Below are 19,335 nucleotides of genomic sequence, written 5' to 3'. Positions count from 1 at the left end.
CAATGCCTGTAAAATAACCGGCTTACGCCTGCTTCTTCTCGGTCAGGTAATATACAAAAGCGAGTGCAGGCACCGCTATCCCGATCAGCGAGGTTAATTCCCAGCCCCCGTAAGCATAGGCCCAGCCGCCCAGCGACGAGCCAATCGCTCCGCCAATGAAAAAGATGGCCATAAACAATCCGTTAAGCCGCCCCCTTGCTTCATTGCCAAGCGAGTAAATCGCCCGCTGGCCCAGCACCAGATTGCCCGACACGCCCATATCCAGCAGGATAGCAGCGGCAACAAGCAGGCCGAGCGTTACTGCGGAATCACTGCGGAACAGGTACGCAATCAGAAAGGCACCCCCGGCAAGCAGAAAAGCGAGTCCGGTCAGCGGACGGGTCCAGCCCTTGTCAGCCAGTCTCCCGGCAACCGGAGATGCCACGGCTCCCGCCACACCGGCAAGGGCAAACAGCGCAATCCCCTGCTGGGACAGGTGGTACGTGTCAGCCAGCCGCAAGGAAATCGTCGTCCAGAACAGGCTGAACGTTCCGAACAGGCTGGCCTGATAGATGGCCCGGCGGCGCAGCACAGGCGTATTCTTCAGCAGCGTTCCCAGAGAGCGGATCAGCCCGCCGTAGTTCATGGCCGGAACCGGCTGGCGCTGCGGCAGCACTCTGGACAGCAGAAGGGTAAGCAGAGCAATGATAACAGCTGAAATGGCATAGATCGCGTGCCAGCCCCAGAGCCCGGAGACGAAGCTGGCCAGCGGACGGGCGAACATGATGCCGAGCAGCAGCCCGCTCATTACATTGCCTACCACCCGTCCGCGGTGCTCTTCAGCAGCAAGGAAGGAAGCATACGGCACAAGAATCTGGGCAGCCACTGAGCCGAGCCCGATGAACAAGGAAGCGCTCAGGAACAGCACCACACTTCGAGCCAGGGTAGCCGCAACCAGCGCCGCAACAACAACGATAAGTGAAATTACGGTCAGCCGGCGGTTTTCGATAATATCACTGAGCGGAACTACGAACAAAAGACCGAGAACATAACCGAGCTGAGTCAGAGTTACTATAAGTCCCGCCGCCCCGGATGACAGATGCGTTGCTGCGGCAATCGGTCCGATCAGCGTCTGGGCATAATACAGATTGGCGACAATAAGCCCGCAGGAGGCTGCCAGCAAAAAAGTGATCCAGCCGGGCATTGCTGCGCTTTCCGCAGCCTTTCCCGCCCCGCTCACTCCGTTCATTTGAGTTACCTGATTCATATTAACTCCACCTTTCACTTTTAAATACTGAACGTTTAGTTTATTAATTATGGATTTATAATATACTGAACGTACAGTTTTGTAAATAGGCAGTTTAAATGATTTTTGCAAGCTGTCCCCAAGCCTGCTGTGTTTTGCTCCAGATTGGCTATATTCAACGGATATTTTGTATAATGGACGTATAGTTTAGATTTATAATGAATACTGTTTGAGCGGATTATGAACCCGGAGGGATGAGGATATGGATAAAAAAAGAGGACGCCCGCGCAACAATGAAGCAGAGGCTGCGATTCTGGCCGCTTCCTATGAGCTGCTGCTGGAAACAGGGTTTGGTGCGGTAACGGTCGATAAAATCGCTGAACGGGCCAAAGTCAGCAAAGCCACCATTTATAAATGGTGGCCTAATAAAGCGGCTGTTGTTATGGACGGTTATCTCTCTGCCGCTTCGGCGCGGCTACCGGTGCCGGATACCGGCTCTGTTAAAGAGGATATCATGATTCATGCGACCAACCTGGCTGTCTTCCTGCGCAGCCGGGAGGGCAAGGTTATCACCGAGCTGATCGGAGAAGGGCAATTCGATGCCGGGCTTGCCGAGGCTTACCGGGCCCGTTTCTTCGCCCCGCGCCGGCAGGAGGCGCACCTGCTGCTGGAACGAGGAGTTAAGCGGGGGGAGCTAAAGGCTGAGCTGGATATCGGCTGCAGTATTGATTTGCTGTATGGCCCGATTTTTTACAGGCTGCTGATTACAGGGGATGTGCTGGACGAGGCTTATATTACAACGATAACGGCCGCAGCCTTTGAGGGGATCAGACAATAGCTGCAGCGGGCACAGTTAGAGACGCACAGGCCTATTTTCCCCCGGAATCCATTCTTGTATATGTATTGATCAATTCGTCCAGCTTCATTGACTGCCTGATTACACGCGGATGAAGCAGCCCGTAGGTCTGTTCCATCTCATTTAATCTGGTTCTTTCGTACTCTATTTGCTTGCTCAGGATCTTGAGCTTGTCCATCTGAACTACCTCCCGTACATATTTTAGAGGTATATGTCAAATTATAGGATATCAGGCTCAATGCATAATGTATAGATATTCAGAGTTTCGTATATTGCTGCTCCTGTCCTTAAGTGCTGCAAAAAGAAAAGGCCTGCCGGCTCTACGCCGGAGGCCTTTTCACATATTTAGAGCCTTGGCTTAATCATAATTCCAAGCTCCTTCAGGTATGGGCCAAGCTCCTCATACAGCCGGCTAAACCGGGCTGTCTCCTCTTCGCTCAGCCGCTCCGGATGTATACTGCCGTCAGAATCAGTAATGGCCGCATTATAAGCCTGCAGCTCGCTTATCAGCTGTCTGAACGCTGTCAGCTCCGTGCCGCTGAAGACCTGCTCTCCCCGGGCTAGCTGCTCCTCCCAGAAGGTACCGCTGTCGAGAGGAGGTAATTTGCCGGAACCAGACGGCTGTGCCTCCTTCTCTATTTTCTCGAAGTAGGGCTCAAGCTTCACGGTCAATTCCTGATACATATCCTGCTCAGCGGTGCTCAGCAGCCCGGGATTAAGGTTCCCTTTATCATCGGCAATCCTCAGATTGTAGCTCCCGATCTCATGCAAGAGTGCCGTAAGGGCTGTAAAATCATCTTGGCTCAGACTGTTTTTGGCCTGCTGCAGCTTGGCTTCAAGCCGCTCGTAGCCTTCAAGCGTTCCGCCGTTCTCCATGAAATGATCCTGCGAGCCGTACACGGAATCCGCCAAATACGTATATCCGGCATAGGCTCCGGTTGGAACCAGTAAAACGGCTGCCACCACTGTGGCTATAAGCCATTTTTTCATGCGTCTTCCCCCTTGTACCGGAGTAATCCTGCTAAGGATTCTGTCCTTCAGCTCAGGTGGAGCGCTCCAGTCCCCGGCCTTCTCCCGGAGGGCCTGCCGCAGCTGCTGTTCAAGACTCATGCACATCCTCCACCCTTCTGTACTGGATTGTGTCAGCCTGATGCTTCCGGCGCAGCTTCTGCAGTGCAGCATGGATACGCGACTTAACAGTGCCCAGCGGGATCTCCAGAATCGCAGCGATCTCCTCCTGGGAATACTCCTGCAGATAATGAAGGATGACAACCTGCTTCAGCTTGAACGGCAAATGGTTTACCGCCATAAGCAGCGCACGGTTTGATATCCTGTCCACTACCTCTCCTGCAAAATCATGCTCCATCCGCTCGGCAGTCTGCTCCGCACGCCGGAGCAGGCGGAAATGCCTCCAGCCCCTGCGGCGGTAAGCCTGGATCTGCCGCATAACCAGCCCCGTCAGCCATGGTCTGAATTCACGGGAATGGTCATACCGGCCCAGTGAGCGGTACAGCTCCACATATACCTCCTGCACAATATCCTCAGCATTCACCGGCTCGGAAACAAGGAAACGCACGGTTCTGTACACATCCCGTATCGTTGCTTCATACAGCTCACCATAGGCTTCGACGCTGCCGGCCAGCGTCTGTTCAATGAGCTGCGCATATTCCATTGGATGCTTCATCCGTCATCCCCCTTCAGGCTTACACTATGTATTGGCGGGCTGGACCGATTTCGTTCGGTTTATTTGGTAGAGCAGGCAGCAGCCATAAAAAAACAGGCCCACAAGAGAAGCCCTCTTGTAGACCTGTTCTGCTGCAGTGCCGGGTTACAGCCTGATCCGTTCCAATAAACCGATCAGCTGCTGCTTCTCCTCCGGGTCAAACCCTTCATAGACCGCGGCCAGCAGTGCTGCCGACACTTCCTCAAATATCGGCTGCAGCTCCCTGCCCTTGGCTGTAAGAGAAAGGCGATAAATTCTTCCGTCCGTCCGGTCCTGCTCCCGCTTCACATAGTCCAGCCGTACCAGCTTGTCCACCAGTGCTGTAATAGTGGATTTATCCTTATCAATGGAGCTGGATAACTGATTCATCGTGATATCTTCACGGATGAACAGCTGATACAGAATATCTCCGTGAGACGGGGCAATGCCGTGAATATGATGCTTTTTGAGCTCCCGTTCAATGAACCGGTTACCGCTGCGGTGAATACGGCCAATGACCGCCAATATTTTGTTCTCGTCCATGCTCCCATGTTAATTTTAACCAAATGCTGTGTCAAGCCCCTCCTCAATACATTATTTGGGGAAGCTTGCGCAAGTCTTTTTATGTTTTGTTTTAAAAATATTCAAATTTTAGTTTGATATAAAAATTAATTCGATAATTGTGATTTATATCACACCTTATGTGAAAAAAATCACTTATCATAAAGCCATCGAGGATGATCATCCGATACTACAAAGAGAAAACAACCATACTATACTATCAAGGAGTGGATATCATTGTTTAACACCTGGTTCCGTACTAATAAAATCGCTATGCTGCTGCTGACTGTCGTTCGTATATATGTAGGTTATCAATGGCTCGAGGCCGGCTGGCATAAGCTGACCGGGGGCTTCGATGCTTCCGGCTTCCTGAAGGGTGCCATTGCCAAAAGCGTCGGGGAAGATGCTACCGTACAAGCCTGGTGGGGAAGCTTCCTCCAGCATGCCGCTCTGCCGAATGTGAATTTTTTCAATCTGCTGGTTCCTGCCGGTGAATTCCTGGTCGGTCTTGGACTGATCCTTGGTACCTTCACCACCTTCGCTGCCCTGATGGGACTTGTTATGAATGCCGCCTATCTGCTCTCGGGCACTGTAAGCACAAATGTTCAGCTGCTGCTGCTGGAGGTTATCATCATCGTATCCGCCGCGAATGCCGGTGCAATCGGTCTCGACCGCTGGGTACTGGGCTACCTGCGCAGCCTTTTCCACAAAAAAGACAAATCCGCCGCCTTCCGGCCTGCAGCCGCTGCTCCCGGAATGAAGCGCTCCGTATAAATATATTTTTCTGCAAGCTGCAATGCCCCGCAGACATGGACAACGCTCTGACGTCCATCTGCGGGGCATTGTTTTTGTTAAATACCCGATCATACGTTCCATTCTGTGCTGCCGCCGCCAAAGCGTAACAAGCTTGTCTTATCAATGTTAACAGAAAGTGACCTTCACACGTTCAATTTGCTTTATACTAATAGAAGCAACTTCTGCTAGATTAATGCAAAGCCTATATAAATGGAGGATTTACTCATGAAAAGATGGATCGCCAGCGTAGCTGCAGCAATGCTGATTGCCGTATGCCCGTCGGCTCTTGATATAGATAAGACGTTTGCCGCTTCACCGCTTAAATTGATTGTTGACGGGGAAGCTGCGCTTACCCCTCTGCATCCGTTTCTCGACCAGGACATCGTGTATGTGCCGGTCCGGGTGCTCACCGAGTTCTACCCTGCAGCACTCCAGTGGGACAACAAGCAAAAGCTGTTAACAATCACCACTGAAAGCACCAGTACGATGGTTAAACCGGGCAGCCAGCTGGTGCTCTATTATGGCAGCTCGACTGCGCTTGAAGGCAAGGCTATACTGCGGAACGGACGCATGTATATTCCGGCATCTGCCCTGAATCTTATATCCGGAGCTGACTTCCGGCTGGAACAGAAGCAGAACTCGGTATCTATTATATCAGGCAGCGTAAGCACAACCGTGCGGGTCCCGACCGAAGCGCTTGCTGCCGCAGAAGACCATCCGGAAGTCAAAATCTATGCCGCCCTTAAAGACAAGACAGCCTATAAAGGCTATATACTTGAGGTAAACGGACAAAAGCACAAATACAACTGGCAGACCTACCGGGATTTAAGCCACCCGCCGGAGCTTTACTACAATGATATCAATAAGGACGGACAACCCGAAGCCATCGTTATTCTCACATTAGGTACAGGAACAGGAATTGTGGAGCAGGAGATCCATGTGATTAATCCGAAGACCTGGCAGGAGCTCTCTGTACCTGAAGCCTGGAAGGCTGCAACTCAGCTTGTATCCTCCAGCATTACTGCTGACGGCAAGGATATGCTCGTATCGCTGAAGCTTGCCGGTGCCTCCCCTTCACAGGTGACCCTGCGCCTGCCCGACCGCAGCGACGACCCGAATATCGGCGGAAAAGCAGGCATCGGCTCCGTTACTTACTACATGGTGGAGAATAACCGGCTGACGGCTGAAGTGAATGTGACGACCGGATTCCTGGAGAGCATCGGAAGTCTGAAGCTGGTGTACAAACCGGCTGCTTCCGGGAAAGCCCTGGAGCCGGAATCGGTCACCTTCATTGCATTCGATGAATATCCGGCAACGGTGAAGAAGCAGACCGCCAATGATTGATGCTCATATTCATCTGGAGCAGTATGATCAGGCCGTGCTGGAGGACATGCTGTCCGGGCTTCCCGGGCAAGGCATTGACGGCTTGATTGCCGTCTCGATGAATTTGGAATCCAGTGTCCGTACATTAGAGTTAGCCCGCAGAGCTCCCGGACTGATTAAGCCGGCCTACGGCTATCACCCCGAGCAGCCGGTGCCTGAGGAAGCAGAGCTGGCAGCGCTGCTCCGCTTCATTGAAGAGCACGCCGCACACATGGCAGCCGTAGGTGAAATCGGCCTGCCTTATTACAGCCGGGCCGAAGCGCTGGAGCGCGGCTTGCCGTTTGAGATGGAGCCATATATCCGGCTGCTGGATACCCTGCTTGGCGCTGCCGCCCAGCTCGGCAAGCCGGTGGTGCTGCATGCCGTCTATGAGGATGCATTGACCGCCTGCGACCTGCTGGACAAGCACGGCATCCGTGATGCCCATTTCCACTGGTTCAAAGGGCCGGAGGAAGCCGTCGCCCGGATGATTGAGCGCGGCTATTATATCTCCTTCACTCCGGATATCGTCTACGAGCCGGAGATTCAGGCCCTGGCCAGGCGTTATCCGCCTGAGCTGGTTATGGCGGAGACGGACGGCCCTTGGCCGTTTGAGGGGCCTTTTGCCGGACGGCTCACCCACCCGGCTATGATCCGCGATGCTGCTGCAGCCTGGGGCGCGCTGCACGGCTATTCGCCTGCGCAGGCAGAAGCGCTGCTGAGCGCGAACACAGCGCGGTTTTTCCGGCTGTATGAGAGCACGGGAAGCTTAGAATAGTTCGTCATATTCTTCGGATTCTACAACCCGTTCATGCCGGATGCAGGACATTTCTTCTATGCCGAGAATCTCTATGAATTTACCGGATAGCTCCATAGCTTGGTTAATGTTGCGGTGAATGAAGGAATGGCTCAGAATTTCACAGAGCTGTACAACCTGTTCACCGGATGCCCCCAGCAGCTGGAATTGCTCCGGGCGGCTGTCGTTGAACAAATTCCCGAGCTTTTGCTCAAATACAGAGGCCGACTCAAGCTCCTCACGGATCTTTTCCAGAGTACCGCTGAGCAGCAGCTCCGTGAGGTCTGACTCCGGGTACCTTTCCTCTGCAGTATGAAGAACCATTTCTTCCTCATACTCATAGGCAATATGCAGCGCCGCTATCTCTTTTCCTTGGTGGATCAGCTGATAGCCCCACTCATGGTCTGCAAAGTTATAGAAATATAGCACCGGCGCCTCCTCTGACAGAAGCTGAATATGCTCCTGAGCCAGCCCGCTGTTATACGTATGTTCTATCAGATAAGCTATGTATTGTTCATTCAGCTGAATCATTACTGAACCTCTAACAGCATGCTTCCTGACGATATCCCGGTCTGCGGCCCGCAATATATGACCTGATGTAAATTCACTCATTACTTTAAGCCTCCTTATGTAGTGATAAGCTGGATAAAGATAGTTGCACTTCGTGCAGCTAAAACAGCCGGTTTTGCCCTATTGCAGGCCTTTAAGTGTAGTTCATACAACTAAAAAGGCTCCATCCCCGCAAAACGGCGGGAAATGGAGAAAATAGCTGCACGGAATACACTTATATGTCTGAATCCGCTCAAAAAGCCGCTTTTAGATGTACAGAGTGCAGTTAAAGCAGCATGGCTGTACCGGCCGGGAGCAGCGCCGCGAATGGGCTGAGGCTTCTACTTCAATCCGTCTCCCTCTATCCTGCCTGCTCCATCCGGTCGGCCTTAGCCTCCCGCTTCTCCTGCCAGAGTATCCGGCCGAAGAGCAGGCCGGCCAGTCCCAGCGCCGTCTGGATGAGGCCGAAGATCAGGAAGATCCGGCCCGGGCCGGCGAACTCAACCAGCAGCCCGCCCAGCAGCGGGGCGATGATCAGCACCGCGCTGAGCACGGTATTCTGGATGCCGAAGATGCGGCCGGTCATGTGCGGCGGGGTTTCTTTTTGCAGCATATAGTTGAAGGCTACTGCAAAGGCCCCGTTCCCGGCTCCAAGGACGAAGCCAAGCAGCAGCACCCAGATGACCGGGGCGCCCGGCTGCAGCAGCCCGAGGCCCGCAACCGACACGCCGATCAGCATGTAGCCCATGCCCAGCCGCCAGGTATAGCTGATAGCGCCGCGAAGTCTGCCCAGCAGGAGAATAGTCAGCACCGCGCCCACACCCGAGGCGGCAACCATCCAGCCCAGCACCGCTTCTCCGGTCGGGGAATACACCCGGAACAGGCTGGTGAACTGAAAATCAATGACCTGGATCGCCAAAGCCCCGGCCAGCCCGTAGACCATCATATTTAGCAGAATCCGGCTGCTCAGCATGAAGCTCCAGCCTTCCTTCCACATCGTCCGCAGCGGAACCTGCTCTTCGGTTGTCTTCTGCGCAGGCTCTGCCTTTGCATCAATCTTGCGCACAGACAGCAGCAGCAGATAAGAGAAGCCGCGCAGCGCGGCATTCAGCACGATACACCAGTGCGGTGTAAGGAAGGTGAGCGCGAGTCCGCCTAGTAGCGGGCCGGCGATTTTGGAGCCCTGATTCACCAGCCCGTTCAGTGAGGAGGCCTGGAGCAGCTGATCTTCTCTGACAATACTGCGGGTCAGGGACTGCTGGGCAGGCACATTGACCGTTGAGATGGCTGAGCGCAGAGACAGCAGCGGCAGCAGCCAGAACATATTCGGGGCCAGTAACAGCACCAGTGTCAGCACAGCGGTAAGCAGATCGCAGACCCGCATCAGCTTCAGCTTGTTCAGCCGGTCGGCGGCAACTCCGGCCACAGAGCCGAGCAGAATGCTCGGCAGCGCAATGGCTACCGGAATCATGGCAAGCATCAGCGGGCTGACCTGCCAGCGGTATCCGACCAGCACCTGAATGGCCAGGGAGTCGAACCAGTCGCCAAAGCTGGCGGTGGCAAAAGCGCTATATACGCGCACATAGACCTTGTTATGCAGCAGGCTGTTTCCCTGCTTCGTTGAAGCTTCCATCCGTCATTCCTCCAGCAACATATTTAGTCCAGATGAATCAAGTCATCTTATGACCTTAATGTAACGGGGAATTGTCAGAGCATTATCAGAGGGATATCAGGGAATGTGGATCAGATATTCAGCGCCCGCATCAGCAGGTTTTCCAGAGACTGTTCATAACGGCTAAGCCCGCTCTCCTCCATCGCCTCAAGGAACCTGCGCTCATATTTGCGGTGCAGCGGATGCGGCGGCAAATACAGGCGGCAGTAATGATAGATCCGGTAAAAGCCGTACAGCTGAAGCGGAACAAACCCCGACCGCTCCAGCACCCCGATCCCCTCATCCAGCAGACGCACCGCTTCAACCGGCTGATTTTCCCGCAGCTGCCAGAGTCCCTTTATAATTTTGTAGCCGCCGGTTTCTCTTAAAAAGGGCTTCTCCTGCAAAATCTGCACCACAGCCTCATCCAGCCGCATAAGCACATCATTTCCCGCCCCTGCCGCCAGCTGCGCAAACAGCTCAGTTATCATGGTTACCGGCACAAAATTTTCATAGCCCGGCTCTGTGATGGCCTGATAGGACCGGGGAAGGCGCGCCAAGGCCCGCTCCGGTTCACCCGATAGGATGAACAAATCAAGGATCGTCAGAATGTCCAGCTCCAGCTGATCCTCGGGATGCATCACCTGTGCCTGGATTACCCGCTCACATACTTCAAGCTTCTTCTTGGGGTCTCCGGTAAACATGTAAAATAAAAACAAATGAAACAGCCGGTCCTTGAGCGGAACCTCCTCTGTATGCATAAGCCATTCCAGATCCCCCTGGACAAAATGGATCGTCACCGCAACCTCCGGGTCCAGCGCATAGCCGAGTGTATCCTTTTGACCGGCCAGGCTGAGCATGGATTTGCCCTGTCCGTAGACATGGAATTTACTGAAAACCTCGCGCATCGCCTCGCGCAGCTCCGGGTCATGGGTTGTCGGATTAAACATCGGGACAGCTGCTGTTTCCGGTATGGAGAGGCTGTAGCCTGAGCCCCGTACGGTTTGGAGCGCGAGTCCGCTGAAGGGGCGGAGCTTTTTGCGCAGACGGTATATATGATCATCCACGGTCCGCTCCACCGGATACTCCAGCGGCCAGACCTTGTCCAGCAGTTGACTGCGGGTGAAGGTTTGCCCTTTGTTGCGGTACATAAAGTCCAGCAGCGCAAATTCCTTGGGCAGCAGCTGTATAGCCGTTCCGCCGGATGCCACGGTAAAGTTACTTTCATCTAATTCGAGCTGCATCGCAAGTTCCTCTTTTCCACGGATGAGTCCATGGGTGTATTATAGCAGTCCTTCTTCCGTCCGCTCCAGCACTAACGTCATACCATAAGCAGGGGGCCTGCCGATTCATCAAATGATCCGTTAAAAAAAGAGCAAATCTGCAAACCGTCTGCAGCTTTACTCTTTTGTTAATTGTATTAGCCCGCCATATTGTTAAAGGAGTCCTGTTCGGAAAAGACCGAGATATGATCGACCGTGCCCGTTGCTTCCGGAATAATAAACTTCAACTCGTATTCCTTGCCGGCCTGGTAAATATAAATCCTGTCACTGCCGTTCACAGCCGTATCATCCGGCTTGCCGAGCGTCTGCTCAATCTCTTTCAATGTTAGCTGCTGCAGAGTAGCGGCACTGGACCGGACATCAAAAATCCGGCTGCCCTTGTTCCAGCCGAAAACAACATGCTTGGCGCTGTAGGTGGAATAGATCCCTTTGCCTGCCGGCTCCTTAGTGTCCGGCTCGCCCCATGCTGCCTCGACTTCGTCAATCATTCCGCTGTGTGCGGCATATTCCACACCGGGAACCTTGCCCTGCCGGGCCAGCTCCAGCAGCTCCTTCAGCCGGGCTGCACTGTCTTCTGCCGCAGCGTCGTTGCCTGCTGCTGTATCCGGTGCTGCCGTCGCTGCCGGCGGAACAGATTGCTCAGCTGCCGCTGGCGAAGGGCTGGCAGTGACAGCCGGCTGCGCAGAAGCGGACGCCTCTGCCGAAGGGGCATTTGTCGCCTCCGCGCTGTTGTCGGCGGATGAATTGCAGCCCGTAAGCCCGATTGCGCTGGCCAGTATCATGATTCCTGCTATTGTTTTGAATGTTGTTGTCATGCTGTCATCTCCTTGGTTAGCTGAGCTGTCTCTGGTATTAAGTAATGCTTTTGACGCGAGGGGCGTAATAAAGGTTGCAAAGTACGGTTGGCTGAGTACAGTTGGCTGAGTACAGTTGGCAAAAGACAAGACTTCTGCCCGGCTGTACCGCGCTTGCCCAGAAACGGATGGTCTGGAAAGTTTATTTTATTGTAGACAAACTCTCCGGCATTGAATCATAGAGCAGCCTGCACATTAATTTTCTGTTCACTCATGCAACCATACCGCTGCAGCCCGCATCTTATTAGTAAAGGGAGGGGAGCTTCATCTGGATATTATAGAGAGAATCAAGGCCAGGGATGAGTCCGCTCTCCGCCAGCTGATGGATGAATACGGGGATATGCTGCTGAGAACGGCCTGTCTGCTGCTCAGGGACCGGCAGTCTGCCGAAGAAGCTGTGCAGGATACCTTTATCCAGGCTTATGCCAAAATCGGCCAGCTCCACGAGCCCGCCCGGCTCCGTTCCTGGCTGATTGCGATCACGGTCAACCGCTGCCGGATGAAGCAGCGGACCTGGAGCTGGCGGAGCATTTTTCCGGCGGCGGAGAGCGGCCGGTGGGCAGAGGCTGCCGGGGAAGCGGCTGCAGGAGCGGAAGAGCTTTTTATGGCTGAATGGTACAGCGGGAAGATTTCGGATGCAATCGGAGACCTTGACTATATGTATCGTGAATGCCTGACCCTGTACTATTTTCACGAGATGAGTATACGGGAAATTGCTTCCCAGCTGAAGACCAGGGAGAACACGGTAAAATCACGGCTCGCACGCGGGCGGCAGCTGCTCAGGCTGATTTTGGAGAAGGAGGACATAGATAATGGATAACGGACGCGAAAAGATCAGGCAACGGCTGGAAGATGAGCTTGCTCCTGTCACCTTCTCCGGCCATGACCGGGTGCTGGGACAGACCCATCCGCCCACCCTCCGGGCACGCCTCGCGGCGCTGTGGAATAAGGAGCTGGAAATCCCGATAGGGGCTCTCGGTGCTGCAGCAGCAGTGCTCACGACAGGGGTTCTGCTGTTCTATGCACCTCAACTGACAACAAAGCAGCAGCAATCCATCCAGCCGCAGGAACGGCGGGAATTAATAGAAACCGGGGGTAACACCTACTGGAAAGACCTCTACGAGCAGGCGGTGAAGCAGCATGAAAATTAGAATTAAAGTCAAGCATCTGGTGCTTTTCCTGCTGCTCCCTCTCACGCTGCTGGCGGTCTTTGTGTTTATCCGGCCTTCGGCCGGGACTGATTTAAGTCCGGCACAGCAGGCTTCCGCAGACGCCCGGACTGTGCTGCTGCAGAAGCTTGACTCCAGCAGCGGCAGTGCGCGGATGCAGCTTATCCGCGAGACGGTCATAGAGCCGGCCAATTATTACCCGGCTTACTGGTTCAACGTATACGCAGGCGGGTCCATGAGCCAGGTCAACCAGATGAGCGACGATCAGGAGGCATCCCCGCTTCTGCCCAGTGACCGGATAAAGCTGCTGGAAGAGTATATTCAGGAGGGCCCGGCTGATTATACCCTGCAGCATGCGGTTAAGCAGCTGGTCTATGAGTATGATGCGGCAGGGAATGCCGGGGATCAGGCAGACCAGGCGATTGCTGCTGCTGTAAACAGGTTCAGCAGCAAATCCTCTGCCGCACGCGAGCTGACCCTGCTCCGGGCCGAGCGGGCGCTGAACGCCGGGGACTATACAATGGCCGGGGAGTACCTTGAGCAGTCGGCGTTTACGGTCCAGTTCAACGAGTCCGAGCTGGATGCCAGGACGGCCTGGCTGCAGGGGCGGCTGCTGTTCACACAAGGCAAAGGCAGTGAGGCGCTTACACTGGTGAACAGCGCACTGGAAAAGTACCGTAAGGAATGGGCTGAAATAGATGCCGATTTTAATCCCGCTGGCAGTGGTTCGCAGCAGAACGCCTCCGCTGAGGGCAGCACGGATGGCAGCGACGTAGATAGCGGTGGTACGGATGGCGGTGCGGTCGGCGGCAGCTCAGAAACCGGCAGCAACGAAGCTGAGGAGGTATATCGCACATCCTCCCCCACAGAGGAGCAGCTTGTTGCACTTCAGACAGCGCTGCGGGAAGCTGTGAAGCTGGGCTTCGATGCTCCCGCTACCTTATCAGGCACACTCACCAAAAGCGACGGTACTCCGTTAGCCCGGGCCGGCATCTTCCTGCGCGCGGAAAGCGAGCTGTATCACAGTGTGCAGTCTGACAGTGAGCCGTATCAGATGATTACGGATGCTGAGGGACGCTTCCAGTTCTCCGGCGTAATTCCCGGGTTCTATCAGATCCAGCTCGGCTTCAGCTTTGAGCAGATCGACGGCTGGACCTGGCCGGTGCAGTCTGACGACTGGATTGAACTGCAGTCTGGCGGCTCGGTCACACATGACATTACTCTGCAGCCGCTGCTGGAGCTGCAGTCACCTGTTAACTCACAGGTGCTGACCGGTGAGGCTGTACAGTTCAAATGGGAGGCTGTTGATGGAGCTGCCTATTACAATCTGTCAACAACAGTTGATGACAAAGGCAGCTTCTTCAGCCATATCACCCGTCAGCGCATTACGGATAATCAGGTTGAAATTCCGGTCACTGAGCTATACAACAGCGGAGGCTTCTCTACCGGCGGCTTCTCTACCGTAGAAGGCGGGGAAGGCTGGCAGTCGGTTTCACCCGCCTCCCTGCTCGGCTTTGCCAATCCGGACAGCCGGTTCTCCTGGAGCATCGACGCTTACGATGCGCAAGGTCATGTTATCACCCGTAGCAATGGCTACCGGCTCAATGAAGAGACCGTCGGCAATCTGCCGTTCTTCTATCTGAAGTCTCGGACTATGACCGCTGCGGATAAGCTCGTTGCTGATCAAAAGCTGGTGGAAGCACTGGAAGCTTACCGTAAGGACTATGCCGAAAATCCGCAGGATGACCACGCGCTCAAAATGCTGATTCATCTCCTGTTCGCCAAGCATTCCTATTCCCGGGATGCCGGAATTATGGATGAGGCGATGGCCTTATTAGTGAAGCTGGTGGAGCTGCGTCCGGATGCCAACTTTGCCTACAATCTGGCAGATTACTATCTGGATCGCTCCGACTGGAGCAGCTACAACAAATACCATGCGTTGTATCTCAAGCTGAACGGGCAGGAGCAAGACAGCTTCGACCGCTCTCTCGATGCCCTCGCCCTAATGTACCAGGGCCGGCTGGACGAAGCCCGGCAGCAGCTGGCTCTGGCGATGGAGACAGACCCGACTCACCGGTTTATCGGCAGCTATCTGGCAGCCGAGCTGGCTGCTGGCCAGCCGCTGGAGTCCGTGCTGGAGCTGGCGAAACGTTATCCCCAGCACAGCTACGGCCGGGGCGGCTACAGCTGGACCCTGCTGATTATGGAGCTTCAGGCGGAGCGTGCCAAGGCACCTGCTGCTTTTGACAAGCTGCTGGCCGAAAAACTGGATGCCTATATGAGCCGGCAGGATAAAGCCCTTGAGCAGTGGGCCGGCGCTGGCACACCGACGGCACTGAAAAAATTTATTAAGGCCGTTCTCGAGGTGGGCTAGACGGCTGCACAGGGGCGCACAGCAACATAGCATGGCAACATAGCATGGCATAAAAAGACGGTCAACACAGCAGTATGCTGTCTGTTGACCGTCTTTTTTAGATATAACTGTAGCTGGCTAAATTCAAGGGCATTTTTGCCTCTCATTTGGCCCATTTGGCCGCCGAGGCCCAATTCAAAGGCATTTTTGCCCTTCATTCGGCCCATCTGGCCGCCGAGGGCGATTTCAAAGGCATTTATGCCCTTCATTCGGCCCATCTGGCCGCCGGGGCCGAATTCAAGGGCATTTTTGCCTCTCATTTGGCCCATCTGGCCGCCCGGGCCGAATTCAAAGGCACTTATGCCCTTCATTCGGCTCATCGGGCCGCCCGGGCCGAATTCAAAGGCATTTTTGCCCTTCATTCGGCCCATCTGGCCGCCGAGGGCGATTTCAAAGGCATTTATGCCCTTCATTCGGCCCATCTGGCCGCCGGGGCCGAATTCAAGGGCATTTTTGCCTCTCATTTGGCCCATCTGGCCGCCCGGGCCGAATTCAAAGGCACTTATGCCCTTCATTCGGCTCATCGGGCCGCCGAGGCCAAATTCAAAGGCACTTTTACCCTTCATTCGCCCCATTTGGCCGCCGGAGCCTCTTTTCCCGTCCCGTACCCCTCATCCAGCAGCGCACTCTGATTCACCACGTAGGTTCCGGCCATCATATCATGGAGCGCCCGGTTGCGCATGCTGAATACAATAAACAGGCAGTCTATGATGATGATCAGCGCCAGGAATCCTGTCAGGTCGCTGGCCAGCGGGGCCCAATTGGCATAGGCTTCAGGCAGCTTGGAAAGGGTACCATCCCCTGCAGTAACAATGACGGCCAGCAGTGTGTTGACCAGCAGAAAGCTGTAACGGATCACGGCCTGTTTCAAGCTCGGGCGTCCTCCCTGCTCATTCACAACCCGCGTCCGCATGATCAGCCTACCCGGCGTTCCGCCGTATTTGGCAACCAGCACAATATGAAACAGCGAAATTAGGAGCCACTCTATCCACAGCGGAATCCCAGACTGGTATTGAACAGCCGCTGAAACCGCCAAGCCGTTGATGAAATAGATAGGAAGCGCCAGAATCAGAAAATCCAGAATGCTGATCAGTACTCTTTTCCAAAAGCCTACATAGTCGCTCTCCGCCAAACGTTCCGTTATACTGTGCTCCATGAAAGTCCCCCTTGCTGTGTGATGTCTTACTATAGGCTATTGCCAGACACGCTGTTCCGTTACTCCGGACCGATGATATCCCGTGCCACCTGTTTCGCCTCTTCCAGCGTGTGCGCCGGACCGGCAATGTAGCCGTCCTGACCCTTAAGGCCATACCGCTCGTTGACTTCGGTCAGCACGACCCAAATCTTATCCAGTGCAAGTGACGCGGTTACCATTCCTGCAGTCTGCGTGCTGCCATTCCCTGTTGCCTCTGATATAACGCCAAGATAGTAGCTGCCGCTCTCCTTAAGCTTAAGCTCATAACGCAGATCACCGTCCGCAACCAGGCTGCCGTTAAATCTGCTTTTGCCCGGTAATCCCCTGAATTTTTCTCCTGCCAGCACGAGGACTGTACTTCCCGCCTGACCAGCTTCATTCGTATAAATCACACTGCTGTATTCCTGATCAAAAGGCTGCGGACGCAGCCACATATAGGCCAGTGCCACAATCCCCAGAACTGCGATAACTGCTGCTGTACGCCGTATTTTATTCATCGCTCCTCCTGCTGTCTGATATTAATCCGCTGCCCTTACAGCTTCTGCACCTTAAGCCCGGATACTTAATGGTGCTGACCGTTTCGCCTTTATCCGGAATTTTATCCTGCTCCTCCACATAGCCCTTCAGCTTAATGCTCTCCGCCTGCTTCAAATCCAGCACTGCTTGAGAGTGCTTCCCCCCAATCATTCCATACATTTACCTTATATTTACTTCTCTGCCGATGTCAGATTTCCTTTAACTTTGTGCTAATGGCCTGCCGGACCGCCATAATTTCCTGCAGCAGCTCCCGGTTCTCCGTCTCTGTTCCTGCAGCTTCCCTGCACATCAGTCCGGCCATCCGCAGCTGCAGCAGCTGCAGCTCACCCTCTCGGGCCTGCTCCTCCGGAGTCAGCACCCGGCTGCGCTCCTTAGCATAATATTCCTCAAACGTCCCGGAAAAGAACTGCGGGCTCTGCCCCCGGCCCAGCAGCAGCAGGCGGTTGGCGACTCTGGTATGGAGATAACGGTCATGCGAGACGATCACCAGACCGCCGGGATAGGCGGCAAGCGCTTCTTCCACCCGCTCCCGGGTGTCGATATCCAGATAGTTGGTCGGTTCGTCGAGCACCAGCAGATTAGCCTTACCGAAATACAGCCGGAGAAAAGCCACCCGGCATTTCTCGCCGAGGCTGAGGTCGCCGATGCGTTTAAACACATCCTCCCGCGGGAACAGGAAGCAGCCGAGAATGGTCCGCGCCTCCGTCTGCGTCATGCCCGGCAGCTCCAGCAGGCTGTCCAGTATAGTCAGCTCCGGATTCAGATGCTCCAGCTCCTGGGCGAAATAGGCAATTTTCGTGCGGGGATGCAGCCGCAGTCTGCCGCTGGCGGGCTTGACAGCACCTGTAATCAGCTTCAGCAGCGTGGATTTGCCGGCGCCGTTCGGACCGAGCACGGACAGCCGGTCCCCCCGGCGTAAAGTAAGCGAGAAATGCTCCAGCAGCTGCGGCCCGCCCGGGTAGCCCAGGCTAATGTCCTCCGTTGCCAGCAGCGCATCTCCCTGAAAATCCTCACCTTCCAGCTTCATGCTCAGCTGGGGTGCCGCCTTCGGCAGCTCTATACGGTTTTTCTCCAGCCGCTCCAGGCTGGCTTCCTTGGCGTGCAGGCGTGAGACGTTCTTCTTCGACTTGGACCGCAGAAAATCATTCTGCCCGGCAGCAGTGTGCGCCTGCTGGAACCAGAGGGCGTAGCGGCGGATGCTTTCCAGCAGCTTTTCCTTTTCCAGCTCCTGCTTTTTGTGCTGGCTCTCCAGCGTCTTAAGCTCCAGCTCCTTCTGCTCCCTGTACTGTGTGTAAGCGCCGGGATAGCGGCGGCAGCCTGCCGGGCTCAGCTCCAGAACACTCGTCGCCGTCCGGTCGATAAACGTGCGGTCATGCGACACATACAGCACCGTACCGGGATAGGTCCGCACCCACTCCTCCAGCCATGCCATCGTCTCCTCGTCGAGATGATTGGTCGGCTCATCCAGCACCAGCAGCTTCGGCTGCCTGGCGAGCAGCGCAGCCAGCTGTACGCGCGTCTTCTGGCCTCCGCTAAGTCGCCGGTAAGAATGATTCCACAAGGACGGGTCCAGCTTCAGCTGCCGGAGACATTTCTCCGCCTTAGCTTCCCAGCCATATCCGTCCAGCTGCATATAGCTGTCACTGGCTTCTCCGTACTCTGCCACTGCCGCCTCATCCGTGCCGCCTGTCTCTTCCAGCCTGCGGGCAAGCTGCTCCATCCGTTGCTTAAGAGCGGCCAGCTGCTCTGACGCTGACAACACAAATTCAAGGACGCTGACGCCGGAAGCCGTCTCCAGCTGCTGATCCAGTACGCCCCATTCCTCCCGCTCCAGGCCGCAATAGACGGTGCCTTCCTCAAAGGCAAGCCTGCCCAGCAGGCCCTGCAGCAGGGTTGTTTTGCCGATGCCGTTCCGGCCGAACAGCAGGACACGCTCACCTTCCGCGATATCAAAGGATACCCCTTCGAATAAGGGGATGCCGTCCCATTCTTTTTTTAAATTCTTCGCTTTCAATATAGTCATTGTAGTCATATACATTCCTCCGCTTCCGTATTAGCTCCAAGGCTGACTGCCGCATCCGTAACAGAAACAGCAGCAAAAAACCGCAGCCAGCAGGCTGCGGTACAGGAAACGTATGAAGGGAGCAGCGTACAGGAAATAAGCGGCAGAATAACTGTACACCTGAAAGCAGCTCCAAGCGCAGTATTAATCTTTTGCCAGCCCAATTTCCATATCGCATGAGTCCCGGCAGACACACGTATCCCTGACCGTACACCCTAAACAGGTGTCCCGTGGCATGTGCTTATGCACATCACAAGTAAATAGGTCATTGTATAGGAAACGTGTTAGTTATTCATCAGCCGGTGTCCTCCGTATTGTCCGAAAT

21 protein-coding genes are annotated in these 19,335 nt (G+C 54.8%); 7 read left to right on the top strand and 14 right to left on the bottom strand.

All coding sequences use genetic code 11. The annotated features are described in order from the left end of the window. Positions 1 to 22: 22 nt before the first annotated feature. A complete protein-coding gene (locus tag R70723_RS05240; protein ID WP_039878284.1) occupies positions 23 to 1,228 on the bottom strand; it encodes an MFS transporter in 1,206 nt (401 codons plus the stop codon). A gap of 259 nt (positions 1,229 to 1,487) precedes the next feature. Here R70723_RS05240 and R70723_RS05235 point away from each other — a divergent pair, with 259 nt between their 5' ends. Beyond that, a complete protein-coding gene (locus R70723_RS05235; RefSeq protein WP_039870325.1) occupies positions 1,488 to 2,063 on the top strand; it encodes a TetR/AcrR family transcriptional regulator in 576 nt (191 codons plus the stop codon). Positions 2,064 to 2,094: 31 nt separating this feature from the next. Here the strand turns inward: R70723_RS05235 and R70723_RS32755 are convergent, their stop codons facing one another. From R70723_RS32755 to R70723_RS05220, 4 genes are all read right to left on the bottom strand, one after another. Continuing rightward, positions 2,095 to 2,259: an aspartyl-phosphate phosphatase Spo0E family protein gene (locus R70723_RS32755; RefSeq protein WP_081957222.1), complete on the bottom strand. Its 165-nt coding sequence runs from the start codon at positions 2,257 to 2,259 to the stop codon at positions 2,095 to 2,097. A 167-nt stretch (positions 2,260 to 2,426) separates the two neighbouring features. After that, on the bottom strand, positions 2,427 to 3,191 hold the full coding sequence (locus tag R70723_RS05230) for a DUF3600 domain-containing protein (protein WP_039870321.1): 765 nt from the start codon (positions 3,189 to 3,191) through the stop codon (positions 2,427 to 2,429). Beyond that, positions 3,181 to 3,765, bottom strand: a complete 585-nt coding sequence (locus tag R70723_RS05225; protein WP_039870318.1) for a sigma-70 family RNA polymerase sigma factor — start codon at positions 3,763 to 3,765, stop codon at positions 3,181 to 3,183. The genes R70723_RS05230 and R70723_RS05225 overlap by 11 nt, the downstream gene beginning before the upstream one ends. A gap of 144 nt (positions 3,766 to 3,909) precedes the next feature. Next, on the bottom strand, positions 3,910 to 4,326 hold the full coding sequence (locus tag R70723_RS05220; RefSeq protein WP_039870315.1) for a MarR family winged helix-turn-helix transcriptional regulator: 417 nt from the start codon (positions 4,324 to 4,326) through the stop codon (positions 3,910 to 3,912). Positions 4,327 to 4,581: 255 nt separating this feature from the next. Between R70723_RS05220 and R70723_RS05215 the strand changes: the two genes are divergently transcribed. The 3 genes from R70723_RS05215 (at position 4,582) to R70723_RS05205 (ending at position 7,279) form a co-directional block, all read left to right on the top strand. Continuing rightward, positions 4,582 to 5,118 (top strand): DoxX family protein, encoded by a 537-nt coding sequence (locus R70723_RS05215; protein ID WP_039870314.1) that lies wholly within the window; start codon positions 4,582 to 4,584, stop codon positions 5,116 to 5,118. Between the two features lie 246 nt (positions 5,119 to 5,364). Beyond that, positions 5,365 to 6,483: a stalk domain-containing protein gene (locus R70723_RS05210; RefSeq protein ID WP_039870312.1), complete on the top strand. Its 1,119-nt coding sequence runs from the start codon at positions 5,365 to 5,367 to the stop codon at positions 6,481 to 6,483. After that, on the top strand, positions 6,476 to 7,279 hold the full coding sequence (locus R70723_RS05205) for a TatD family hydrolase (protein ID WP_039870309.1): 804 nt from the start codon (positions 6,476 to 6,478) through the stop codon (positions 7,277 to 7,279). The genes R70723_RS05210 and R70723_RS05205 overlap by 8 nt, the downstream gene beginning before the upstream one ends. On the opposite strand, the gene R70723_RS05200 is transcribed toward R70723_RS05205, so the two are convergent. The 4 genes from R70723_RS05200 to R70723_RS05185 all read right to left on the bottom strand — a co-directional run bounded on the left by R70723_RS05200 (position 7,271) and on the right by R70723_RS05185 (position 11,595). Then, the gene (locus tag R70723_RS05200) at positions 7,271 to 7,909 is read right to left on the bottom strand and encodes a hypothetical protein (RefSeq protein WP_039870308.1); all 639 of its coding nucleotides are present in this window, start codon (positions 7,907 to 7,909) and stop codon (positions 7,271 to 7,273) included. The two genes, R70723_RS05205 and R70723_RS05200, sit on opposite strands and share 9 nt — an antisense overlap. A 298-nt stretch (positions 7,910 to 8,207) precedes the next feature. Further along, positions 8,208 to 9,479, bottom strand: a complete 1,272-nt coding sequence (locus R70723_RS05195) for an MFS transporter (RefSeq protein ID WP_039870307.1) — start codon at positions 9,477 to 9,479, stop codon at positions 8,208 to 8,210. 110 nt (positions 9,480 to 9,589) lie between these two features. Next, positions 9,590 to 10,741, bottom strand: coding sequence for a winged helix-turn-helix domain-containing protein (locus R70723_RS05190; protein WP_039870305.1), 1,152 nt, complete (start codon positions 10,739 to 10,741; stop codon positions 9,590 to 9,592). A gap of 176 nt (positions 10,742 to 10,917) precedes the next feature. Continuing rightward, the gene (locus tag R70723_RS05185) at positions 10,918 to 11,595 is read right to left on the bottom strand and encodes a YjgB family protein (RefSeq protein WP_039870304.1); all 678 of its coding nucleotides are present in this window, start codon (positions 11,593 to 11,595) and stop codon (positions 10,918 to 10,920) included. Positions 11,596 to 11,872: 277 nt separating this feature from the next. Here R70723_RS05185 and R70723_RS05180 point away from each other — a divergent pair, with 277 nt between their 5' ends. Genes R70723_RS05180 through R70723_RS05170 form a run of 3 tightly spaced genes read left to right on the top strand, consistent with a single transcriptional unit; the run spans position 11,873 to position 15,177 of the window. Continuing rightward, positions 11,873 to 12,454, top strand: coding sequence for an RNA polymerase sigma factor (locus R70723_RS05180; protein WP_331281987.1), 582 nt, complete (start codon positions 11,873 to 11,875; stop codon positions 12,452 to 12,454). Beyond that, positions 12,447 to 12,785: a hypothetical protein gene (locus R70723_RS05175; protein WP_039870302.1), complete on the top strand. Its 339-nt coding sequence runs from the start codon at positions 12,447 to 12,449 to the stop codon at positions 12,783 to 12,785. The genes R70723_RS05180 and R70723_RS05175 overlap by 8 nt, the downstream gene beginning before the upstream one ends. After that, the gene (locus R70723_RS05170; RefSeq protein WP_039870300.1) at positions 12,775 to 15,177 is read left to right on the top strand and encodes a hypothetical protein; all 2,403 of its coding nucleotides are present in this window, start codon (positions 12,775 to 12,777) and stop codon (positions 15,175 to 15,177) included. The genes R70723_RS05175 and R70723_RS05170 overlap by 11 nt, the downstream gene beginning before the upstream one ends. Here R70723_RS05170 and R70723_RS05165 read toward each other — a convergent pair. The 5 genes from R70723_RS05165 to abc-f all read right to left on the bottom strand — a co-directional run bounded on the left by R70723_RS05165 (position 15,174) and on the right by abc-f (position 18,980). After that, positions 15,174 to 15,791: a hypothetical protein gene (locus R70723_RS05165; protein ID WP_039870299.1), complete on the bottom strand. Its 618-nt coding sequence runs from the start codon at positions 15,789 to 15,791 to the stop codon at positions 15,174 to 15,176. The genes R70723_RS05170 and R70723_RS05165 overlap by 4 nt on opposite strands. Further along, positions 15,779 to 16,372 (bottom strand): RDD family protein, encoded by a 594-nt coding sequence (locus R70723_RS05160; RefSeq protein ID WP_039870297.1) that lies wholly within the window; start codon positions 16,370 to 16,372, stop codon positions 15,779 to 15,781. The genes R70723_RS05165 and R70723_RS05160 overlap by 13 nt, the downstream gene beginning before the upstream one ends. A 59-nt stretch (positions 16,373 to 16,431) precedes the next feature. After that, positions 16,432 to 16,908 (bottom strand): hypothetical protein, encoded by a 477-nt coding sequence (locus R70723_RS05155; protein ID WP_039870296.1) that lies wholly within the window; start codon positions 16,906 to 16,908, stop codon positions 16,432 to 16,434. Further along, positions 16,901 to 17,071 (bottom strand): hypothetical protein, encoded by a 171-nt coding sequence (locus R70723_RS05150; RefSeq protein ID WP_156123783.1) that lies wholly within the window; start codon positions 17,069 to 17,071, stop codon positions 16,901 to 16,903. Before R70723_RS05150 ends, R70723_RS05155 begins: the two co-directional genes overlap by 8 nt. 64 nt (positions 17,072 to 17,135) lie before the next feature. Continuing rightward, the gene (abc-f, locus tag R70723_RS05145; RefSeq protein ID WP_231574829.1) at positions 17,136 to 18,980 is read right to left on the bottom strand and encodes a ribosomal protection-like ABC-F family protein; all 1,845 of its coding nucleotides are present in this window, start codon (positions 18,978 to 18,980) and stop codon (positions 17,136 to 17,138) included. Positions 18,981 to 19,335: the final 355 nt, after the last annotated feature.

Source organism: Paenibacillus sp. FSL R7-0273, from assembly GCF_000758625.1.
Lineage (GTDB): Bacteria > Bacillota > Bacilli > Paenibacillales > Paenibacillaceae > Paenibacillus_AQ.
The sequence above is the reverse complement of the archived record's forward strand: the minus strand, read 5'-3'. Positions and strand labels throughout refer to the sequence as shown.

Coding starts and splice junctions, on each gene's coding strand:
- R70723_RS05165 (WP_039870299.1), bottom strand. CDS start 15,791: ATGGGGCGAATGAAGGGTAAAAGTGCCTTTGAATTTGGCCTCGGCGGC.
- R70723_RS05190 (WP_039870305.1), bottom strand. CDS start 10,741: ATGCAGCTCGAATTAGATGAAAGTAACTTTACCGTGGCATCCGGCGGA.
- R70723_RS05240 (WP_039878284.1), bottom strand. CDS start 1,228: ATGAACGGAGTGAGCGGGGCGGGAAAGGCTGCGGAAAGCGCAGCAATG.
- R70723_RS05210 (WP_039870312.1), top strand. CDS start 5,365: ATGAAAAGATGGATCGCCAGCGTAGCTGCAGCAATGCTGATTGCCGTA.
- R70723_RS05175 (WP_039870302.1), top strand. CDS start 12,447: ATGGATAACGGACGCGAAAAGATCAGGCAACGGCTGGAAGATGAGCTT.
- R70723_RS05235 (WP_039870325.1), top strand. CDS start 1,488: ATGGATAAAAAAAGAGGACGCCCGCGCAACAATGAAGCAGAGGCTGCG.
- R70723_RS05170 (WP_039870300.1), top strand. CDS start 12,775: ATGAAAATTAGAATTAAAGTCAAGCATCTGGTGCTTTTCCTGCTGCTC.
- R70723_RS05155 (WP_039870296.1), bottom strand. CDS start 16,908: ATGAATAAAATACGGCGTACAGCAGCAGTTATCGCAGTTCTGGGGATT.
- R70723_RS05230 (WP_039870321.1), bottom strand. CDS start 3,191: ATGAGTCTTGAACAGCAGCTGCGGCAGGCCCTCCGGGAGAAGGCCGGG.
- R70723_RS05225 (WP_039870318.1), bottom strand. CDS start 3,765: ATGAAGCATCCAATGGAATATGCGCAGCTCATTGAACAGACGCTGGCC.
- R70723_RS32755 (WP_081957222.1), bottom strand. CDS start 2,259: ATGGACAAGCTCAAGATCCTGAGCAAGCAAATAGAGTACGAAAGAACC.
- R70723_RS05200 (WP_039870308.1), bottom strand. CDS start 7,909: ATGAGTGAATTTACATCAGGTCATATATTGCGGGCCGCAGACCGGGAT.
- abc-f (WP_231574829.1), bottom strand. CDS start 18,980: ATGACTACAATGACTATATTGAAAGCGAAGAATTTAAAAAAAGAATGG.
- R70723_RS05160 (WP_039870297.1), bottom strand. CDS start 16,372: ATGGAGCACAGTATAACGGAACGTTTGGCGGAGAGCGACTATGTAGGC.
- R70723_RS05205 (WP_039870309.1), top strand. CDS start 6,476: ATGATTGATGCTCATATTCATCTGGAGCAGTATGATCAGGCCGTGCTG.
- R70723_RS05220 (WP_039870315.1), bottom strand. CDS start 4,326: ATGGACGAGAACAAAATATTGGCGGTCATTGGCCGTATTCACCGCAGC.
- R70723_RS05195 (WP_039870307.1), bottom strand. CDS start 9,479: ATGGAAGCTTCAACGAAGCAGGGAAACAGCCTGCTGCATAACAAGGTC.
- R70723_RS05185 (WP_039870304.1), bottom strand. CDS start 11,595: ATGACAACAACATTCAAAACAATAGCAGGAATCATGATACTGGCCAGC.